At 37.5% G+C, this 17,007-nt stretch carries 18 protein-coding genes and 1 tRNA gene; 6 read left to right on the top strand and 13 right to left on the bottom strand.

Translation table 11 applies throughout. From position 1 onward, the window contains the following. From ABJH98_RS05795 to ABJH98_RS05755, 9 genes are all read right to left on the bottom strand, one after another. Complete coding sequence (locus tag ABJH98_RS05795) at positions 1-870, bottom strand: SDR family oxidoreductase (RefSeq protein WP_348306689.1); 870 nt, start codon at positions 868-870, stop codon at positions 1-3. 3 nt (positions 871-873) lie between these two features. Beyond that, positions 874-1,077 carry a hypothetical protein gene (locus ABJH98_RS05790; protein WP_348306688.1) on the bottom strand — a complete coding sequence of 68 codons (204 nt, stop codon included), beginning with the start codon at positions 1,075-1,077 and terminating at the stop codon, positions 874-876. An 8-nt stretch (positions 1,078-1,085) separates the two neighbouring features. Next, positions 1,086-1,373, bottom strand: a complete 288-nt coding sequence (locus ABJH98_RS05785) for a hypothetical protein (RefSeq protein ID WP_348306687.1) — start codon at positions 1,371-1,373, stop codon at positions 1,086-1,088. A gap of 19 nt (positions 1,374-1,392) precedes the next feature. Further along, entirely contained in the window at positions 1,393-2,469 is a 1,077-nt protein-coding gene (locus ABJH98_RS05780; RefSeq protein ID WP_348306686.1) for a serine hydrolase domain-containing protein, read from the bottom strand. A gap of 260 nt (positions 2,470-2,729) precedes the next feature. Continuing rightward, on the bottom strand, positions 2,730-3,347 hold the full coding sequence (locus tag ABJH98_RS05775; RefSeq protein ID WP_348306685.1) for a CatB-related O-acetyltransferase: 618 nt from the start codon (positions 3,345-3,347) through the stop codon (positions 2,730-2,732). A gap of 163 nt (positions 3,348-3,510) precedes the next feature. After that, entirely contained in the window at positions 3,511-5,298 is a 1,788-nt protein-coding gene (locus ABJH98_RS05770; protein WP_348306684.1) for a helix-turn-helix domain-containing protein, read from the bottom strand. Between the two features lie 184 nt (positions 5,299-5,482). After that, positions 5,483-5,564, bottom strand: a tRNA-Leu gene (locus ABJH98_RS05765). Between the two features lie 109 nt (positions 5,565-5,673). After that, on the bottom strand, positions 5,674-5,970 hold the full coding sequence (locus ABJH98_RS05760) for an antibiotic biosynthesis monooxygenase family protein (RefSeq protein ID WP_348306683.1): 297 nt from the start codon (positions 5,968-5,970) through the stop codon (positions 5,674-5,676). Continuing rightward, positions 5,967-6,755, bottom strand: a complete 789-nt coding sequence (locus ABJH98_RS05755; protein ID WP_348306682.1) for an SAM-dependent chlorinase/fluorinase — start codon at positions 6,753-6,755, stop codon at positions 5,967-5,969. The genes ABJH98_RS05760 and ABJH98_RS05755 overlap by 4 nt, the downstream gene beginning before the upstream one ends. 70 nt (positions 6,756-6,825) lie before the next feature. Between ABJH98_RS05755 and ABJH98_RS05750 the strand changes: the two genes are divergently transcribed. Then, positions 6,826-7,767, top strand: coding sequence for a PhoH family protein (locus tag ABJH98_RS05750; protein ID WP_348306681.1), 942 nt, complete (start codon positions 6,826-6,828; stop codon positions 7,765-7,767). Between the two features lie 66 nt (positions 7,768-7,833). Continuing rightward, entirely contained in the window at positions 7,834-9,936 is a 2,103-nt protein-coding gene (locus tag ABJH98_RS05745; RefSeq protein ID WP_348306680.1) for a ComEC/Rec2 family competence protein, read from the top strand. Here the strand turns inward: ABJH98_RS05745 and ABJH98_RS05740 are convergent. Beyond that, positions 9,901-10,296 carry a TerB family tellurite resistance protein gene (locus tag ABJH98_RS05740; protein WP_348306679.1) on the bottom strand — a complete coding sequence of 132 codons (396 nt, stop codon included), beginning with the start codon at positions 10,294-10,296 and terminating at the stop codon, positions 9,901-9,903. The genes ABJH98_RS05745 and ABJH98_RS05740 overlap by 36 nt on opposite strands. A 64-nt stretch (positions 10,297-10,360) precedes the next feature. On the opposite strand from ABJH98_RS05740, the gene ABJH98_RS05735 reads away from it, so the two are divergent. Genes ABJH98_RS05735 through ABJH98_RS05720 form a run of 4 tightly spaced genes read left to right on the top strand, consistent with a single transcriptional unit; the run spans position 10,361 to position 13,660 of the window. After that, positions 10,361-10,954 (top strand): ACP phosphodiesterase, encoded by a 594-nt coding sequence (locus ABJH98_RS05735; RefSeq protein WP_348306678.1) that lies wholly within the window; start codon positions 10,361-10,363, stop codon positions 10,952-10,954. Further along, positions 10,951-11,391, top strand: coding sequence for a hypothetical protein (locus ABJH98_RS05730; RefSeq protein WP_348306677.1), 441 nt, complete (start codon positions 10,951-10,953; stop codon positions 11,389-11,391). The genes ABJH98_RS05735 and ABJH98_RS05730 overlap by 4 nt, the downstream gene beginning before the upstream one ends. After that, positions 11,385-11,759 (top strand): fluoride efflux transporter CrcB, encoded by a 375-nt coding sequence (crcB, locus tag ABJH98_RS05725; RefSeq protein ID WP_348306676.1) that lies wholly within the window; start codon positions 11,385-11,387, stop codon positions 11,757-11,759. Before ABJH98_RS05730 ends, crcB begins: the two co-directional genes overlap by 7 nt. Before the next feature lie 2 nt (positions 11,760-11,761). Beyond that, positions 11,762-13,660 (top strand): CocE/NonD family hydrolase, encoded by a 1,899-nt coding sequence (locus ABJH98_RS05720; RefSeq protein ID WP_348306675.1) that lies wholly within the window; start codon positions 11,762-11,764, stop codon positions 13,658-13,660. Positions 13,661-13,830: 170 nt separating this feature from the next. On the opposite strand, the gene ABJH98_RS05715 is transcribed toward ABJH98_RS05720, so the two are convergent. The 3 genes from ABJH98_RS05715 to tgt are packed head-to-tail and all read right to left on the bottom strand — an operon-like array spanning position 13,831 to position 16,980. Then, positions 13,831-14,757 carry a DMT family transporter gene (locus ABJH98_RS05715; protein WP_348306674.1) on the bottom strand — a complete coding sequence of 309 codons (927 nt, stop codon included), beginning with the start codon at positions 14,755-14,757 and terminating at the stop codon, positions 13,831-13,833. A gap of 6 nt (positions 14,758-14,763) precedes the next feature. Next, the gene (locus tag ABJH98_RS05710) at positions 14,764-15,840 is read right to left on the bottom strand and encodes an LptF/LptG family permease (protein ID WP_348306673.1); all 1,077 of its coding nucleotides are present in this window, start codon (positions 15,838-15,840) and stop codon (positions 14,764-14,766) included. 9 nt (positions 15,841-15,849) lie between these two features. Then, positions 15,850-16,980 carry a tRNA guanosine(34) transglycosylase Tgt gene (tgt, locus tag ABJH98_RS05705; RefSeq protein WP_348306672.1) on the bottom strand — a complete coding sequence of 377 codons (1,131 nt, stop codon included), beginning with the start codon at positions 16,978-16,980 and terminating at the stop codon, positions 15,850-15,852. Positions 16,981-17,007 lie beyond the last annotated feature (27 nt).

Genomic DNA, 17,007 nt, shown 5'->3' with positions numbered 1-17,007 from the left:
TTAAGATTTTTCCTGAATCAGACGATCCACCTCCAAATTAAAAAAAGACTGCAATCTTTGTACACCATATCTAGGCGCCACATTGTCTTGTGCCATGAGTGTAAGAAAAAACTCAAATGGCCCGTAAGTTTTTGAAGAAGTAAACTTTCGTAAAAACCACAATAATGCCCGTCTTACCCAATCTGGTACATGACTGATTTTGGGTGGTCGCATCCAAGCTTGAAGTGCCAATTCGGCAATCTCATTTTGAGTAAGTATATCTGGCCCTCCTACATTTATTTCCTTCTTTTTAGACTTAATAGCATCAATGACCACTTCCGCCAAATCACTTCCATGGATAGGGTTGAGTTGAAAATTGCCATGACCAAATAGGTAGACTCTTCCTCTTTTGGCCATATCCAAAAAGTCCTTCATATCTGAGAAAAAGCCATTGGGTCGAACAATAACATACTCCATTCCGGATTGTTTGAGGGCATCTACAAATCGCTCCTTGGCTTCCATGATTTTTAAATGTCTCATTTTATCTCCATGAATCGCCGAGATATAGATAAATTTCTTGACTCCACTTCGTTTGGCTTCAAGAAGTAAATTCATATTGGCTTGAAAGTCGACATCCATATAACTAAGATTATCTTTTTGCCGAGTAATTCCCACGGTCGAAATCACTACATCTATACCATCTAGCTTACCCCTTAGTGTTTCTGGTTTTGTCACTTCAGCCACTACCATCTGTTCTGGAGAGAGATTCAAATCCAGAAGTTTTTGTCTATTCCGAGCCATCGCTTGGATTGATTTATTTTTAGCCTGAAGCCCCTTGACTATATAGGTTCCCAAATATCCAGACGCACCGGCAACAAGTATATTTTTCATTTTTTATTCTGTTTTAAAATTAAGATTGGAATTGACAATTAGATCATGATCTGAAGAAATTGGATTCATGGTCCAACGCGCCCTGTTGGAATTGTCAGTTGCCAATTCTACTTGTAGAATCGGTAATCCAAATCCAGCATGAGAAGTCAGTGCTACTACAATAGCCACAATAACACCGATGAGTAAAATCTGATTTTTCTTCATCATTAAATTCTTTAGAACCAAGTAAAGCCCAAGGCCAATGTAAAACTTGAACCCTCACGTTTTCTGCCTTCGTGGAGAGATACACTACTCATAAAGAGTCTTGTCTCAACATCCATGGTCCACTTCTTCCTTTGTAGCACTTCATATCCAGAAGCTAATAACACACCCTTACCAAAATTGAAGTCTTCACTACTCCAATCCTTGATGTTATAAAATCCTTGACGTTCCGAATCCAGGTTTTGAGCCCTGAGACTCCATGAACACAGCACATAAATGAAAATTACACTTAGCTTTTTCATCTTTTAAATTTATCTAAGGTTAGAATTCGTATTTAGGAAGTGTTTCTTGAATGAGGTTGCGCTGTTCACCCTTATCTTCTTCATTGCTAAGCAAAATGATCATGCTATTAGACTCAGGAAGTAATCCGATTAAACTAGTGTAACCATCAATATCTCCTCCATGGAAATACATGATTTTTCCATTTATTTTGATTGTGAACCACCCAAATCCTACCGTATAATATCCGTCTTCGTCATAGGGAGCAGCAAATATTTCCTCCTTTTCTGCGACTGTAAGAAACTCCTCTCCCATCAAGGCATCTCCCCATTTTTCTAAGTCGTCAATCGTACTAACCAGGTCGCCTGAGCTATTGGCTAATTGCATCTGGTAAGGGTTCGTTTCCACTCCATTCAAATAACCTTTGGCATAAGGTGCGCTATCCATGACATCAGGGCCTTTTTCCGTTTTTTCCAGACCTAGAGGTACATTTATTTTCAGGTTAAGATATTCGTGATACGTCATTCCTGACAAATTCTCAATAAGCAATCCCAGCATCAAATAGTTTGAATTGGAATAGGAATAGTTAGCACCTGGCTCGAAATCAAGCCCATCTTCTGAAAGAGACTCAACTACAATTTCAAATATGTAATCTGGAGAAAAAAACTGACCTTGATTTACCGCCAAATCTTCGATAACATATAAGTAGTCTGGAATTCCTGAATGGTGCGTCAATAAGTGCCTGAGCGTAATCTTGTCGCCATAAGGAAAATCACTAGCAAAATCACTAATTGGCTGATCGTAGCTGGTAATCAATCCATCTCTTTTTAAAAGAACAATTCCCATCGCAGTAAATGCCTTGGTCATTGAACCAATTCGATAAATCAACTCTGGGCTGTTGAGTACTTCTGCAGATCGATCTGCAAAACCATAGCCTTTTCGTACAAGATCCAAGTCTCCGTCTCGAACAAGCACACTACCCGAAAAATCAAGTGTTTCCAGGAAATCATCGGCATTGGTATATGCTGTTTGAATTTGAGTTTCGGGACTATCATCGCTACACGACCCTAACATTCCCCATACGATAATTGTCAAAATAAGAATTAATAGGCTTTTCATAAGTTTAAATTTTAAGTTTTCAATGACACAAAGCTTATTAAAGCACTTTTTTCAATCGTCTGAGAATACTTATTTAAGACCTTTTGGTGGGATTTCGGACTTTATCAATTACTCTTAATTTGATAACCATAAAACAAAATATCAAATGAATATTCAATTGAAGCATTGACAAGAGAGTAAAATCAACTAGTTGAAATTTGATGAAAAGGATTTCTTAAGAAAGGAGATTGTAAAGTAGATAGTTCAGAGTGGCACCCCAGTTAGAAACTTGGAATGGAGGAACCTGTAAGCTCCTTCACATGGTTGGTGATTTTTTCAATAGGCCAATCCCACCATTTGATTTCTAGCAATTCAGTAATTTTCTCTTCTGAGTATCTCTTTCTAATGATACGGGCAGGATTACCTCCTATTATCGCATATGGCGGAACATCCTTAGTCACGACCGCCTTACTTCCAATAATAGCTCCGTCGCCAATTTTCACACCTGGCATAATGGTGGCATTAAAGCCTATCCACACATCATTTCCAATTTCGGTATTTCCTTTAGTAGGGTATGATTTACCATCCATAGCTGCTTGCCAGGCATGCCCAAAGATGGCGAACGGATAAGAAGAAACGGCTTCAGTGAGGTGATTGGCACCATTCATAATGAAGGTGACATCAGACGCAATCATACAAAATTTCCCAATAATCAGTTTGTCGCCTACAAAATCAAAATGATATTTTACATTTTTTTCAAAATTATGGACATCCGAAAAATCATCGTAGTATGTATAATTTCCCACCTCGATGTTTGGGTTTGAAATAAGGTTTTTCAAGAAGCATAGCTTGTTATATCCTTCCAATGGGAATAGTAGATCTTTATCTGGCGCTTTCATTTCATCTTAATTTATATGCGGGTGACTTATCTAGATTCAACACTTTGAGTGTTTCACAATAAATCATTGACTCAAAATAACAGAAATGATACTTCTCATTCGTCCTGAAATGATATTCAGGACTTTTTTTGATGATAAAGAAATTATTGGAAAGAATATAAAATTAACCTTGATCTTTCAACCAAGCTTTAGGAGTTAAACCCGTATTTTTTTTAAAAAAATCATTGAAAACAGATTTAGACCTAAATCCACTTTCATAAGCTAAACCTAACAAAGTCAAATGCTTATTGGCAGGATCAACTGCCTTTTGTTGAAACTCATGGAGTCGAAACTCATTGACAAACTCATTGAAATTTTTGCCCATTTGATCATTTAATATCCACGATAATTTATTGGGGTGAATATGGACTGCCTCAGCCAAATGACGCAAGGAAAGGTCTGATTCTAAGTACATCCTTTCGTTGCTCATCAATTGATCCAACAGCGAAACAATTCTTGAAACCTCTTCTGAATCAATAGCTGGTACTGTAGAAGGTGTGGATTGTTTTATGTCATCAGACTTAGCAAACACTTTTTTAATAATGTCTTGAAATTTACTTTCCGAACGAAGTGGTTTGAGTAAAGGATCTACTTTGAGTAAAGTCATCAGCGGCTCATGATTTGCAACACCCTCTTCAATATGTACTAACGCAGCCTCAAGATTGCCAGACAACACTTCGATATAAATAAGAAAAAAACGCACACGTTCACCACTTTCTCCCTGTAGCATATTTTCTAATTGAACCATGCATTCTTGAGTTTTGGGCTGATCACCTAAACTACTATATGCCAACGCATACATAATTTGCCGCTCAACTACAGCGCCATTTACTTCTGGGATGATATCAGCTACATCGAATATCTTTTGCTCGTTTTTTTGATTAACTAATGCTAAAGCATAAATCGAATAACCCACTAAAAATGTAGGATTGATTTCAAATGTCTTTTCAAAATGAGTTTTACATTCTTGAAATTGCTCGGTCAGATAATAGTAGTAGGAATAAAAATAATTATTGAGTGCAGATAGTGGATCCAATTGATATGCTAAATCGATATGTCCTTTGGCTTCTTCAAATTTACCCTGAAGCACCCAGTTGATAAACAGTTTTTGATGCGCATCTGCATATCCTGGTCTCAATTCAATGGCCTTCAACAGATTAAACGACGCATCAGCAAAATCCCAATCTTCGTTTAATCGATGCCATCCCAGAGAATGATAATACTCTGGCAAGTTATAACCAATTTCGATCGCTCGATCCAAATGACTTTTACCAATATCTAGTGCTTGTTTAACTGGCATAAGCCCTCCCGCCGCCAACATATTAAATCCATAATGAATATTGACATGTGCCAATGCGAAATCAGACTGCAATTTGGTCGATTCTTCTAGTAGACTTATTCCTTTTTTGATATCATCTGGATTGAACTGGTTGAGGTAATATTTTCCTTTTAGGTACAGTTCATAAGCTTCTATATTCTCTGTTGGTGCATCTACCAACTGATCCTCTATCACCATGTGGCCAAAGTTCTCACGAATCTTATCCGCTATTAAAAGGCTAATCTCATCTTGCAGATGAAATATATCATGAAGCTGTCTGTCATAGTTTTCGGACCAAATGTGAAAACCATTGTCTGTGCGAGTCAGCTGCGCCGTGATTCTGATTTTCTCACCTGATTTTCGAATGCTGCCTTCAAGAACAGTAGCCACTCCTAACTCGTTGCCAATGATTCTTACATCTTCCTTTTTGTTCTTAAAAGCAAATGATGAGGTTCTGGCTGTCACTTTCAAGCCTTCTACCTTGCTGAGTGCATTGATGAGCTCCTCTGTCATTCCGTCAGAAAAATATTCATTTTCAGGGTCTGAACTAATGTTATCAAAAGGAAGAACAGCGATTGATTTATGATAGATCACTTTGACTTAGAAATTTACTCAGCTAAAATAGGAATAGTCACTCTAAAATAAACGATGTCTTTGATTTCAAAAAGGAATAATGCCTCAATCGAATTATTTCATTCCAAAATTTGGACCACTTTTAGAAAATGAAACATTCTAAAATAAAAACCCCTGACAATCAATGGATTATCAGGGGTTTTAGTACCCAGGGCCGGAATCGAACCGGCACGGCCGAAGCCACTAGAGTTTGAGTCTAGCGCGTCTACCAGTTCCGCCACCTGGGCTTGTGACTGCTAAAAATTATTGTTGTAATTCTAGCATCTGGTAGTCCCTCTTTCAAAAGGGATGCAAACATATCTAAAGATTTTCAAGAAATCAATATCCTAAGGATAATCAATCCAATTTTATTTTTTGAATGTATGAATGTGCCACTGGAGGTGCCGCAAATAAACACTTGGTTTCAGGCCAAACCTGTCCAAAAAGTTCAGAATTTCGATAAACATTCAAGTCTGATTCGTCTTTCCAGATGCTATACGTAGAAAAAACATTCGGCTGATTTGCATCAGCTAACAATTGCAAATGTTGACAGCCAGGGAAAGACCGTATTTTCTCTTTGCTTTGTTCGAAGATTTCAAGAAACTGTTCAACACGCTCCTCCTTAAAAGTCATCCGTACCACTCTTATTATCATGTGTCTAAAGTAAATTCAATAAATACTTGATCCCCAACCATTAAACCCAGCAATTCTGCGCCATGTCCTTGATTAATACCCACTTGCAGTCGCCCCATGGAATTAAACAAAACAAAACATTCTCCTGAATTTACATCAGAGTAATGATTGTGTAATTGCAAAACTTTCTCCCTTCTAAAGTTGATAACATAAGGAAAATGATCATTGATTTTCCAAATCGCATCAAAGTCCGTTTTCATAATATTAGTAATCAAATTACCGTAATGGTCAATTCTAATCACATTGCCAGCAATTTGTTTTTTGGTAGCCTTAGCTCTGGTTGGCATGAGGCGCTCGATATCTTCTAAGCGCTTTCCAAAGTCCTGAATATCTTTTCCACTTGCTATCTTTCCAGCCAATGGGCCAAATAAGCTTTTGGCTATGAATGGCGATCTTACTGGTTTCACTCCATTAATGTCCACTACTGCTGCAGGCCTTTCCTCACTGAGTAGTGAAATCAAACCAGAATCCTCTCCGATAAAAATATGGTTCTCTAATTTAACGGCCACATTTTTTACAATTCTTTTGGTCGTATTAGATACGGCAAAAACATGAACCGTGCCTTCTGGAAAATCTCTAAACACGGAATCCAACACATAGGCAGCATGTCCAATATCGCCAACGGCTATCTGATGAGAAATATCAACAATAGTAATGTTTGGATTTTCTTTTAAGATGCTTGCTTTCACTGCAGCCACGTAATGATCGGATTGTCCGTAGTCAGAAAGAAATGTAACAATGGCCATACAAGCTATTAAAAAATCTGTTTATTTTGTCTAGCAAAAATATAATTTGACCGCAAATTAGAAACTTCATTTGGTAGAAAAAATTATTACCCTAGAGAACATTCCACTCACTGAGTTTTTGGGTGTTGAAAACCAAAATATCAATGATATTGCTTCGGCATTTCCAAAGTCGAAAATAGTATCGCGTGGAAATGAAATTCGAATTCAGGGGACTTCACCTGAAATTATTCAGATCAATGCAATTTTAAGTTCACTGGTTGAGCACTACCATAAGTTTGGAACGATTACAAGTGATCAAATTAAAACTTATCTGAATCAGGAAGAAGATAAGTATGTTGACTCGGATAATGATGTATTGGTCTATGGCACCAAGGGTTTTAAAATTGCTCCCAAATCTAAAAATCAAAAAAAGCTAGTTGAAGCTGTCCACAAAAAGGATTTGGTCTTTGCGATAGGGCCAGCTGGCACTGGAAAGACCTATATATCTGTTGCGCTAGCGGTAAAGTCGCTTAAGGATCGGGATGTTAAAAAAATAATAATCACTCGTCCAGCCGTAGAAGCAGGTGAAAACCTTGGTTTTCTTCCAGGAGACCTAAAAGAAAAAATAGATCCTTATTTGAGACCTATCTATGATGCACTACATGACATGGTACCTGGAGAAAAACTCAGGTACTATATGGAAAATGGAGTTATAGAAATTGCACCTTTGGCTTATATGAGAGGTCGAACTTTGAACGACGCGTTTATTTTACTGGACGAAGCTCAAAATACCACGCCCATGCAAATCAAAATGTTTTTGACCAGAATGGGACCCAATTCTAAAGTTATCGTGACGGGAGATATGTCGCAGATTGATTTGCCTGTTAAACAAAAATCAGGATTAGCTGAATCTTTGAAAATACTAAAAGGAATCAAAGACATTGGGTTTATTGAATTGGATGGCAAAGACGTCATAAGACATAAATTGGTTCGCTCTATTATTGAAGCATACGACAAAGAAGAAAATTCTTAAAATTAACTTTCATTTTCAAGTAAATAATTAGATTTAAGCCAGCAGCATTTCAAGATTTTTCCGGAAATGCACATTTGGACCAACCATCCTTTTCTCAGAATCATTCTGGCCTTTGCTTTTGGTATATTAGCAGCTCGCTTGGGCGTTGCTATTTCCCTGTCTACATTAGAATATACTCTGGCCTTCCTTTTTTTAATTGTCTTTGTTGCGAAAATATTCTTTAGAAGCAACTCAAATACCGTACTTGCGAACCTACTTTTATGTTCGATTTTTTTAACTGGCATTTATCATTACAAACATTCGGATAGTTCTGATCAAAGACTCCAACTTCAGACAACTTGGGGTGCTTGTCAAGCCTACATAGGCACTATCACCTCTTTTCCAGTTGAAAAGGGAAAATACACTATTCATCAAGTCGATTTGAGCTTGGGAATTCAAGATTCTACTTTTTTGAATAAGCCAACCAGAATTTTACTTTATGAGAAAAAAGAACAAGGTCAAGTTTCGATTTTAGCCTATGGAGATAAAATCCAAGTTGAAGGACATCCATTTCTAATATCTGAAGCTAAAAATCCATATGCCTTTGATTACAGCAAATACATGACCGACCAGCATATTTACTTACATCATTTTGTGGAATCTGAAAAAATCTCATTGCTGAGTAAACACGAGGCAAACGCTTTACTGAGTAGTATTTATAGAATCAGAAGCCATTTTGAAAACATCATAAAGTCAAATGTTAAAAGTAAGGATGAACAAGGTATTGTCTTGGCACTACTTCTAGGAATTAAAGGTCAACTAGATGGTGAGATTAAAACCGCCTATGCTGCTGCAGGTGCTATGCATGTATTGGCCGTTTCCGGACTTCATGTTTCCATTATTTATTTTGTTTTGAATTGGTTATTTCGAGGGATTCCTCCAGGAAACTTTAAACGTTTCATTGCACCGACTATCAGTATTCTCGCTCTCTGGCTTTATGCGTTGCTTACTGGGTTTTCACCTTCTATTCTCAGGGCAGTGACTATGTTTTCGGTCATCATTTTTTCAAAATTATTGGACAGAAAAAGTCAAGTTTTCAATTCACTTGCATTTGCTGCATTTGTCTTATTACTTTTTGATCCAAGTTTCTTATTCAATATCGGCTTTCAACTATCCTTCTTAGCTGTAGCTGGAATCGTCTATATGTATCCTAAACTTTATCAACTTTGGGATATTCAAAATCCTGTTGGAGATTATTTTTGGAAGTTGACTTGCGTTTCCTTGGCTGCTCAGATTTCCACTTTTCCTTTGAGTCTATATTATTTTCATCAATTTCCTTCTTATTTCTTGTTAGCTAATGTTGTGGTGATTCCAGTAGCATTTGCTATTATGATCTTAGGAATTTGTGTTCTTGCATTCGGATCATTCACCTTATGGATTGGTTGGCTTTTGGAAAAGATGGTATGCTTTATGAATTGGTTTGTAGCATTCATTCTCCATCTGGACGGTAGTGTCATTGAATGGATCTTTATTTCCGGCACTCAAGCTTGTCTTATTTATGCGGTTATTATGACATTTTTAGCTTTACTGAAGTTCAAAAGGTTTTCCTATATCTGGTTTATTTCGTTAGCCATCATTTGCTTTAGCTTCGATAGATTTTGGAACGTCATGAAACAATCCAATTTTGATCACATGATTTTCTATTCTACAGAAAAAAATATCATTCTCGATCAAACAGAAATGTTCAAAGCCAAACTATATACTCTGGATTCAATAATGGACTTCAAAAAACAGGAAATGCAAATCATTCCATATAGAATTAACAACTTGCTACCCCCTCCTGAAAAACCACATATTATCGATACACCATTAGACGATTTTGCACAACTGCATGTATTTAAGAATAAGAGGACACTTTTTCTAACCGAAAAATTTGATCCTGACCAAATTCAATTCATACTAAAAGCCGATATTGTTGTGATCTCCAATGAATCGGTAGATTCCCTTGCCATATTAGATCAAGTCGTAGATTTTAAAGAAGTCATCTTGGATAACACGAATGGATCATTCTATGTCAATAGATTAAAAACCGAGGCGATCAATCAAAAAACCAAATTGTCCAGCCTCCATGATCATGCTTATCTTGTTTCTATATCACGGAATCAAAAATTCCTGGATATGCTTTTTTAGAGATTCTTTGTCAGCACAGAGATCAGGGTCCGCATATATTTTTAGCATCAATTCGAAAAGCACGTCTTCCTCATAGCCGAGCTTCGCTGACATCTTAGCACAAAATTTAATCTCTTCATTATAAAGTTTCCCGTCGATCTTCATCAACTGAACAATAGAATAAATCAAATCATATTTTTGGTCCGACGTGAGTGTCGATAAATCACCAATTGGTAGCTCTTCATCAAAACAAGAAACAATCTCTTTTTCTGTCATGCCATTTGCCTTGCCCACCTCATGGATGAGATCCACTTCTTCCTGGACTACGATACCATCTACCTTTGCGAGTTGTACAAGAATATTTAGATGCGCCTTTGACATGATTTGCTGGATTAGATTTTAACAAAGATAAGAAATCAGTCGAAAAGCCCTATATTAAATTCACATGAACTATCTATCCCATTTATACCTTTCATTTGACGATGAATCAATTGCCATTGGCAACTTCATCGCTGATTTTGTGAAAGGCAAAAAGTATTTGGATTATCCTACCTCAATTCAACATGGCATCTTAATCCATCGAGAAATTGACCATTACGCAGACAACCACCCCATTTTCCTTGATGGGAAGAGAAGGTTGGCTAGGGACTACCGACACTATGCTGGCGTTATCATGGATGTGTATTACGACCACTTCTTGGCAAAACATTGGTCAAACTACTCAACTGAAGACCTCAAAGAATTTTGCCAGCGACACTACCAATTACTAAATGAAAATCAAGCTTTGCTACCAGAGAGATCCAGCTATTTATTGAACTACATGCAAGCAGGGGATTGGTTGTACAATTATCAATTCATGGAAGGCATTCAGTTTGCCCTAAGCGGAATGGCACGAAGAACTAAATTCGAATCTGGTATGGAAAAAGCAGTTAAAAATCTAACCGATGATTATGAGAGGTTTGAAAAGGAATTTCAAGAATTTTTTGAAGAAATATTAAGTCATATCCATAATTTTACCGATCAAATAAAAAGTAAATGATCGTTTCCAAACCAAAAATCGGTACTCTTTTTTCTGTCGGATTGTTTATAAGCCTAGCACTGGGCATTTTTGTATATGGACTCATTCAGATACAAACAGCAACGGACCGTACTTGGTGGTACGTGCTTGTTTACACCTCCGGGCCTATTGGCTTCCTAGTCCTTATTAAAATTTTATTTTCCCTCAAAACACTTAAAGTTTCCAAAGAAAAGTTCGAAGTTAAATTTCCTTTCAAATTTCAGAAATATTCTTTTGGTGGGAAAGAAATTGATCATTGGTTTCATACTTCTATCAAAACCTATGGTGGCTTGTACGAAGAATTTACTATCAAACTCTCATCTGGCAAACAACTGGCTATCAGTAAACAGGAAAACACAGAATACGATAAAACACTCAAATACCTTAAAAAGAAATTTAAGAAACTGGAAAAATGTTAAGATTAGCCTTATTTGTAGGACTTGGAGGTATGCTGGGAAGTATGTTAAGATTTTTAATATATCAAGGGATGCTCAAATTGACACCGGGCATAGCCCCGTCAGGCACCTTAGTAGTTAATGTAATTGGCTCATTCCTCTTAGGATTCTTGTTTCATTATTTGGGTAAAATGGATCGGGCGTACTACGTGTTTTTAGCCTCAGGTTTTTGTGGTGGTTTCACCACATTCTCGACTTTCAGTGTAGAAAATATTGATTTACTACTCACCGATAATTTAAATTCAGCCTTACTATATATCTCATTAAGTCTCATATTAGGACTCACCGCTGCTGGCTTGGGCTGGTATCTTGGAAAAATGTATCTCGCATAATTATGATTAAGATTACAAAAAACTATATTTCTCAAGTGCTAATCACACTCCTATTCGTATATGGATGCAGTTCTGAAAGAGATCCGTATGTTGCCTATTCTGCAGAGGAAGATTCTTCATTTGTATATAACAACTACACCAAACAAGAAGTCTTTATCCCCATGAGAGATGGCACCCAGTTGTTCACAGCCATTTATACCCCTAAAGACATCGACGAGCAATACCCTATCATTATGCACCGCACACCTTATTCAGTACAGCCTTATGGTGAGCAAAAGTACAAAATTGACTTAGGTCCCAATATGAGAATGACCAGGGACAAGTACATCTTTGTCTATCAAGATGTACGCGGCACATATATGTCTGAAGGCAAATTTGAAAATATGACTCCGCATAAAAGAAGCACAAATGAAAGCAAAGACACTTTTGATACCATAGAATGGCTGCTTTCTAATGTCGCCAACAACAATGGAAAAGTAGGCCAATGGGGAATCTCTTACCCGGGTTTTTATGCAGCGGCTGGCATGATAGATTCGCATCCTGCACTTGTAGCTGTTTCGCCACAAGGTCCAATAGCCGATTGGTTCTTTGATGATTTCCATCATCATGGAGCTTTCTTTTACCCTCATGCCTTCAATTTCTTTTCAAGATTTGGAAGACCACGCACAGGTCAAACTAAAATTAAGAACCCAAAATTTCAGCATGGTACGAAAGATGGATATGATTTTTTTCAATCCATCACACCTCTCACTTTAGCCAAAGAGAATTATTTAGGAGATAGTATTAAGTTTTGGAATGATCTGGCCGCTCACCCAAACTACGATGATTTCTGGCAGGATAGAAATATTCTTCCTCATCTGAAAAATATAAACTGTGCTGTGCTCACCGTAGGTGGCTGGTACGATGCCGAAGATCTGTATGGCTCACTGAATATTTATAAAACTATCGAGCAAAACAATCCTAGCATCAAGAATACGATTGTTATGGGACCATGGGGTCATGGTGGTTGGAGACGGACAAATGGGGATTATTTAGGAAATGTTCATTTTGGAGCCAAAACTTCTAACTTCTATAATGACAACATCATAGAGCCCTTTTTTGCGTATCACTTAAAAGGTATAGGAGAAGACAAAATTCCGGAAGCCTACGTATTTCAAACGGGTACGAATGAATGGAAAACATTTGACGAGTGGCCACCGAAAGAAGTTGAACAAATCAAATTCTACTTCAAGGAAAAGAAACGGCTATCTCAAATTCCTCCGCAGGAAAATCATTTTGGTGTAGATGTTTTCGACAGTGATCCATCTAACCCAGTCCCTTTTATAGCATATGATGATATTGGTATGCCAAAATCGTATATGACTGATGATCAAAGCTTTGTTAATGACCGACCTGATGTTCTGTATTACCTTTCTGAACCATTAGATGAGAATCTTACTATGGCAGGTCCACTCCTTGCTAATTTGGTAGTGAAAACAGATCAAACCGCTGCAGACTGGATAGTAAAAGTCATTGACGTTTATCCTAGTAGTCATCCACCCTACCCTCATCAACCTGAGTTACCAATGAAAAGATACCATCAGATGGTTCGTAGTGAAGTGATTAGAGGAAGATTCAGGGATAGTTATGAATTCCCTAAGCCCTTTGATTCGAAAAAAGAAGAAGTTATCCAATTGCCTCTTCAGGATGTGCTTCATACTTTCAAAAAAGGTCACCAAATCATGGTTCAAGTTCAAAGCTCATGGTTTCCTATGGTTGATATCAACCCACAGACCTACGTAGAAAACATTTTTGATGCACAACCTGAAGACTTTGTCAAAGCCAAACACTATGTTGGAAGGTCTGGGGTTAAACCATCTTATATTGAAGTTGGGGTATTACCAAATAAGGAGGAAAAATAAAACCATCCTGGGTGGGATGGTTTCACAACTGAATTAGGTCAGTCTGATTTTTGGAATTTTGTACTTCTAAAGTAGAAAAAAAAACGGAGGAATCAAACAAATTCATCGACGAATTGCCCGTTTTCTTCGATAAATGAAAATTTCCCATTGAATCGTCGTGACTTTTACAATTATCGGACAATATCTCTTTGTATATTTTTGCCATCGAAGTATCTACGCAGTAACGGATACATGATCACAGACAAAACGATAATTACCGTTCCCCAATAAAAGTTACCATCCATTTTCTCTTCGCTTCCAAACAAAAATACGGCCATGGTAATACCATACACGGGTTCTAAATTGATAGTAAGATTAATCGTAAAGGCTGTCAGTCGGTGCATTAATTGTACTGCTATGGAATAGGCATAAACAGTGCAAACCAGACTAAGGATTAACAGATAAATAAAGTCGTTTGTAGTAAACGCCAATGACAATCCATCTTCGGTGAACCAATGACTATAAACAGGGAAAAACAACAATATAGTGGCACTGGCGCCCACCATTTCATAATAAGTAATTGTAAAATGATTTTGTTTCGCCACCAATTTTCCATTGATAACTGTAAAGACTGCCGAGAAAAAAGCTGAGATGATAGATACGATAAACCCAAGAGCAGCATCTATGGTCGATTGAAAAACTACCGCTATACCTATAACTGAAACAATGGCCACAATCGGCTCATAAAATTTAACCTTCCTTTTATTGACAATGGGATCTATAAAACTCGTCCATAAAGAGGCGGTTGCCATTCCTGCCAAGCAAATAGATACATTTGAAATTCTTGCAGCCAAAAAGAATAGAATCCAATGAATCGCTATCAGACTTCCCGTACCTAGGATGATCCAAAGCTGATTTTTCGGAATTTTTATTGGGATTTTTCGCCATTTCAAAAGCACATACAAACCAATACTTGCGAACAATGTTCTGTAAAACACCATCTCTACTGGTGGGATTGCTATCAACTTCCCAAGTATTGCTGTGAAACCCCATATAAATACGATGAAGTGGAGCAGCAAATAGGCATTGAGCAATGAAGGAACCTTATTTTCAGACATTCCAGTTTATTTGGGAACAAATCTGTACATGATAAGTGCAGCCGCTATTCCTACAATGTTAGGAATCCAAATCGCCAATATCGGATGCATAGACCCTGCTTCGGCAATCGCTTTGACCAAAACGAAAAGAAGAATGAAGACAAAAGCAATGACAAACCCAAGCGCAATTTTAAACCCTGCACCTCCCCTGGTAGATTTTTCCGCAGCGACAGACACGCCCATTAAGGTTAATATAATAGCCGTAAAAGGCAGCATGTACCGAATATATTTCTCGATTTCATAAAGACCTACCTCACTTGAGCCTCTGGATTTGAGCAACGTAATATAATCTTCCAATTCATCCATATTCATGGTGGCATTGAGTTGATACTTAGTATCAAAATCATCTGGAGACAGATTAAATATAGAGTCTAATTTTTCGCCTCGAGTGACTACTTCGCCAAATTTTTTAACCTCTCTAAGTTCCCAATCTTTAAACTGCCAATTGCTCAATGAATCATCCCAGGTCATTTTTTTTGCAAATAGCTTGGCTTCCAATCTATTGTCTACAATTCGCTCTAAAGTAACTCTATATGCAGATTCCGTTCGATTATTATATCTCTGAATATAGATATAGTCATTTTCTGCCACTTTGAAATGAATGTCTCTTTCATTGAAATAGAAAGGCTTTTTCAAATACTCAATTTCAAAACCAATCCTATACTTTTCAGAATTAGGAATCAGCCAACCATTGGCATAGAAACTCACCACTGCAATCATACTGGCTCCGATCAAGTACGGCACCAGCATTCTTCTGAAGCTCACTCCACCTGAAAGAATGGCAACAATTTCTGTTTTCACGGCCATACCAGAAGTAACCAATACAGTAGTAATAAAGACGGTAATTGGTGAAATCAAATTTGCAACCCACGGGGCAAAAGCCAAATAATATTGAAAAATCGCATCGGCTGGCACTGCATTTTTAATATACTTTTCATTCTTTTCAGTAAAGTCAATGACCATTATCACAACTACCAAAATCGCTACAACGAAAACATAGGTTTTAAGAAATTTGGTCAATATGTACTTATCGAGCAGCTTCACTGAATAATATTATAGTCTATTGGAAAGTTTGGGCAATATAGCATTTTTCCAAGAGGCAAAATCTCCTTGCAAAATATGTGCCCGAGCTTCTTTTACTAACCACAAATAGAAGGAAAGATTATGAATACTGGCGATCTGAGCACCAAGCATCTCTCCTGTTCGAATCAGATGTCGTAGATAGGCTTTAGAATAATTCATGTCTACATGACCTGCGAGATTAGGATCAATCGGTGAAAAATCCTTCTCCCACTTTTCATTTTTTATATTGATTATGCCTTCAGAAGTATAAAGCATGCCATGTCTGGCATTTCGAGTTGGTAATACGCAGTCGAACATATCTACGCCAAGGGCTATACATTCAATAATATTACTCGGGGTACCTACTCCCATCAAATATCTGGGCTTGTCTTCTGGTAAAATACTACAAACCAAATCGGTAGATTCATACATCATCTCCGCAGGTTCACCTACGGATAACCCTCCAATCGCATTTCCCTCTCTTCCAAAGGACGCTATAGTTTCTGCTGATTTAGTTCTTAAATCATGATACGTACTTCCTTGTACAATCGGAAATAGCGTTTGGTCATAACCATATTTTGATTCGGTAGCATCAAATCTATCGCAACATCGCTTCAACCATCGATGAGTCATCTTCATCGAATTTTCAGCATATTTCTTATCACATGGATAAGGGGTACACTCATCAAATGCCATAATAATATCTGCCCCAATGGTGCGCTGGATATCCATTACATTTTCAGGGGTGAAATTATGCTTAGAACCGTCTATATGAGACTGAAATTTCACTCCTTCTTCAGTAATTTTTCGTCGGTCTTTGAGTGAATACACTTGATAGCCTCCACTATCGGTCAACATGGGGCGATCCCAACCATTGAATTGATGCAAGCCTCCAGCTGCTTCAATCACCTCCAACCCAGGCCTCAAATACAAATGATATGTATTCCCCAATATGATTTCTGCTTTTACATCTTCTTTTAATTCGCGCTGATGTAATGCCTTTACTGTACCAGCAGTTCCTACTGGCATGAAAATCGGCGTTTCTATTTCGCCATGATCTGTGGTGATCTTACCAGCACGGGCTTTTGACTTGGGATCTTTCTGGAGTAATTGAAAATTCATGTTGCGGGCAAAAATAGGTTGATTTAT

It is taken from the genome of Reichenbachiella sp., assembly GCF_039969095.1.
Classification (GTDB): domain Bacteria; phylum Bacteroidota; class Bacteroidia; order Cytophagales; family Cyclobacteriaceae; genus Reichenbachiella.
Note: the sequence above shows the minus strand (reverse complement) of the source record. Positions and strands in the feature narration are given on the sequence as shown.

Excerpts from the sequence above, each read along its gene's own strand:
- ABJH98_RS05755 (WP_348306682.1), bottom strand. The coding sequence starts at position 6,755 with ATGGCCATTGTTACATTTCTTTCTGACTACGGACAATCCGATCATTAC.
- ABJH98_RS05745 (WP_348306680.1), top strand. The coding sequence starts at position 7,834 with ATGCACATTTGGACCAACCATCCTTTTCTCAGAATCATTCTGGCCTTT.
- ABJH98_RS05785 (WP_348306687.1), bottom strand. The coding sequence starts at position 1,373 with ATGAAAAAGCTAAGTGTAATTTTCATTTATGTGCTGTGTTCATGGAGT.
- crcB (WP_348306676.1), top strand. The coding sequence starts at position 11,385 with ATGTTAAGATTAGCCTTATTTGTAGGACTTGGAGGTATGCTGGGAAGT.
- ABJH98_RS05740 (WP_348306679.1), bottom strand. The coding sequence starts at position 10,296 with ATGTCAAAGGCGCATCTAAATATTCTTGTACAACTCGCAAAGGTAGAT.
- tgt (WP_348306672.1), bottom strand. The coding sequence starts at position 16,980 with ATGAATTTTCAATTACTCCAGAAAGATCCCAAGTCAAAAGCCCGTGCT.
- ABJH98_RS05730 (WP_348306677.1), top strand. The coding sequence starts at position 10,951 with ATGATCGTTTCCAAACCAAAAATCGGTACTCTTTTTTCTGTCGGATTG.
- ABJH98_RS05760 (WP_348306683.1), bottom strand. The coding sequence starts at position 5,970 with ATGATAATAAGAGTGGTACGGATGACTTTTAAGGAGGAGCGTGTTGAA.
- ABJH98_RS05775 (WP_348306685.1), bottom strand. The coding sequence starts at position 3,347 with ATGAAAGCGCCAGATAAAGATCTACTATTCCCATTGGAAGGATATAAC.
- ABJH98_RS05715 (WP_348306674.1), bottom strand. The coding sequence starts at position 14,757 with ATGTCTGAAAATAAGGTTCCTTCATTGCTCAATGCCTATTTGCTGCTC.
- ABJH98_RS05790 (WP_348306688.1), bottom strand. The coding sequence starts at position 1,077 with ATGATGAAGAAAAATCAGATTTTACTCATCGGTGTTATTGTGGCTATT.
- ABJH98_RS05720 (WP_348306675.1), top strand. The coding sequence starts at position 11,762 with ATGATTAAGATTACAAAAAACTATATTTCTCAAGTGCTAATCACACTC.
- ABJH98_RS05780 (WP_348306686.1), bottom strand. The coding sequence starts at position 2,469 with ATGAAAAGCCTATTAATTCTTATTTTGACAATTATCGTATGGGGAATG.
- ABJH98_RS05735 (WP_348306678.1), top strand. The coding sequence starts at position 10,361 with ATGAACTATCTATCCCATTTATACCTTTCATTTGACGATGAATCAATT.
- ABJH98_RS05795 (WP_348306689.1), bottom strand. The coding sequence starts at position 870 with ATGAAAAATATACTTGTTGCCGGTGCGTCTGGATATTTGGGAACCTAT.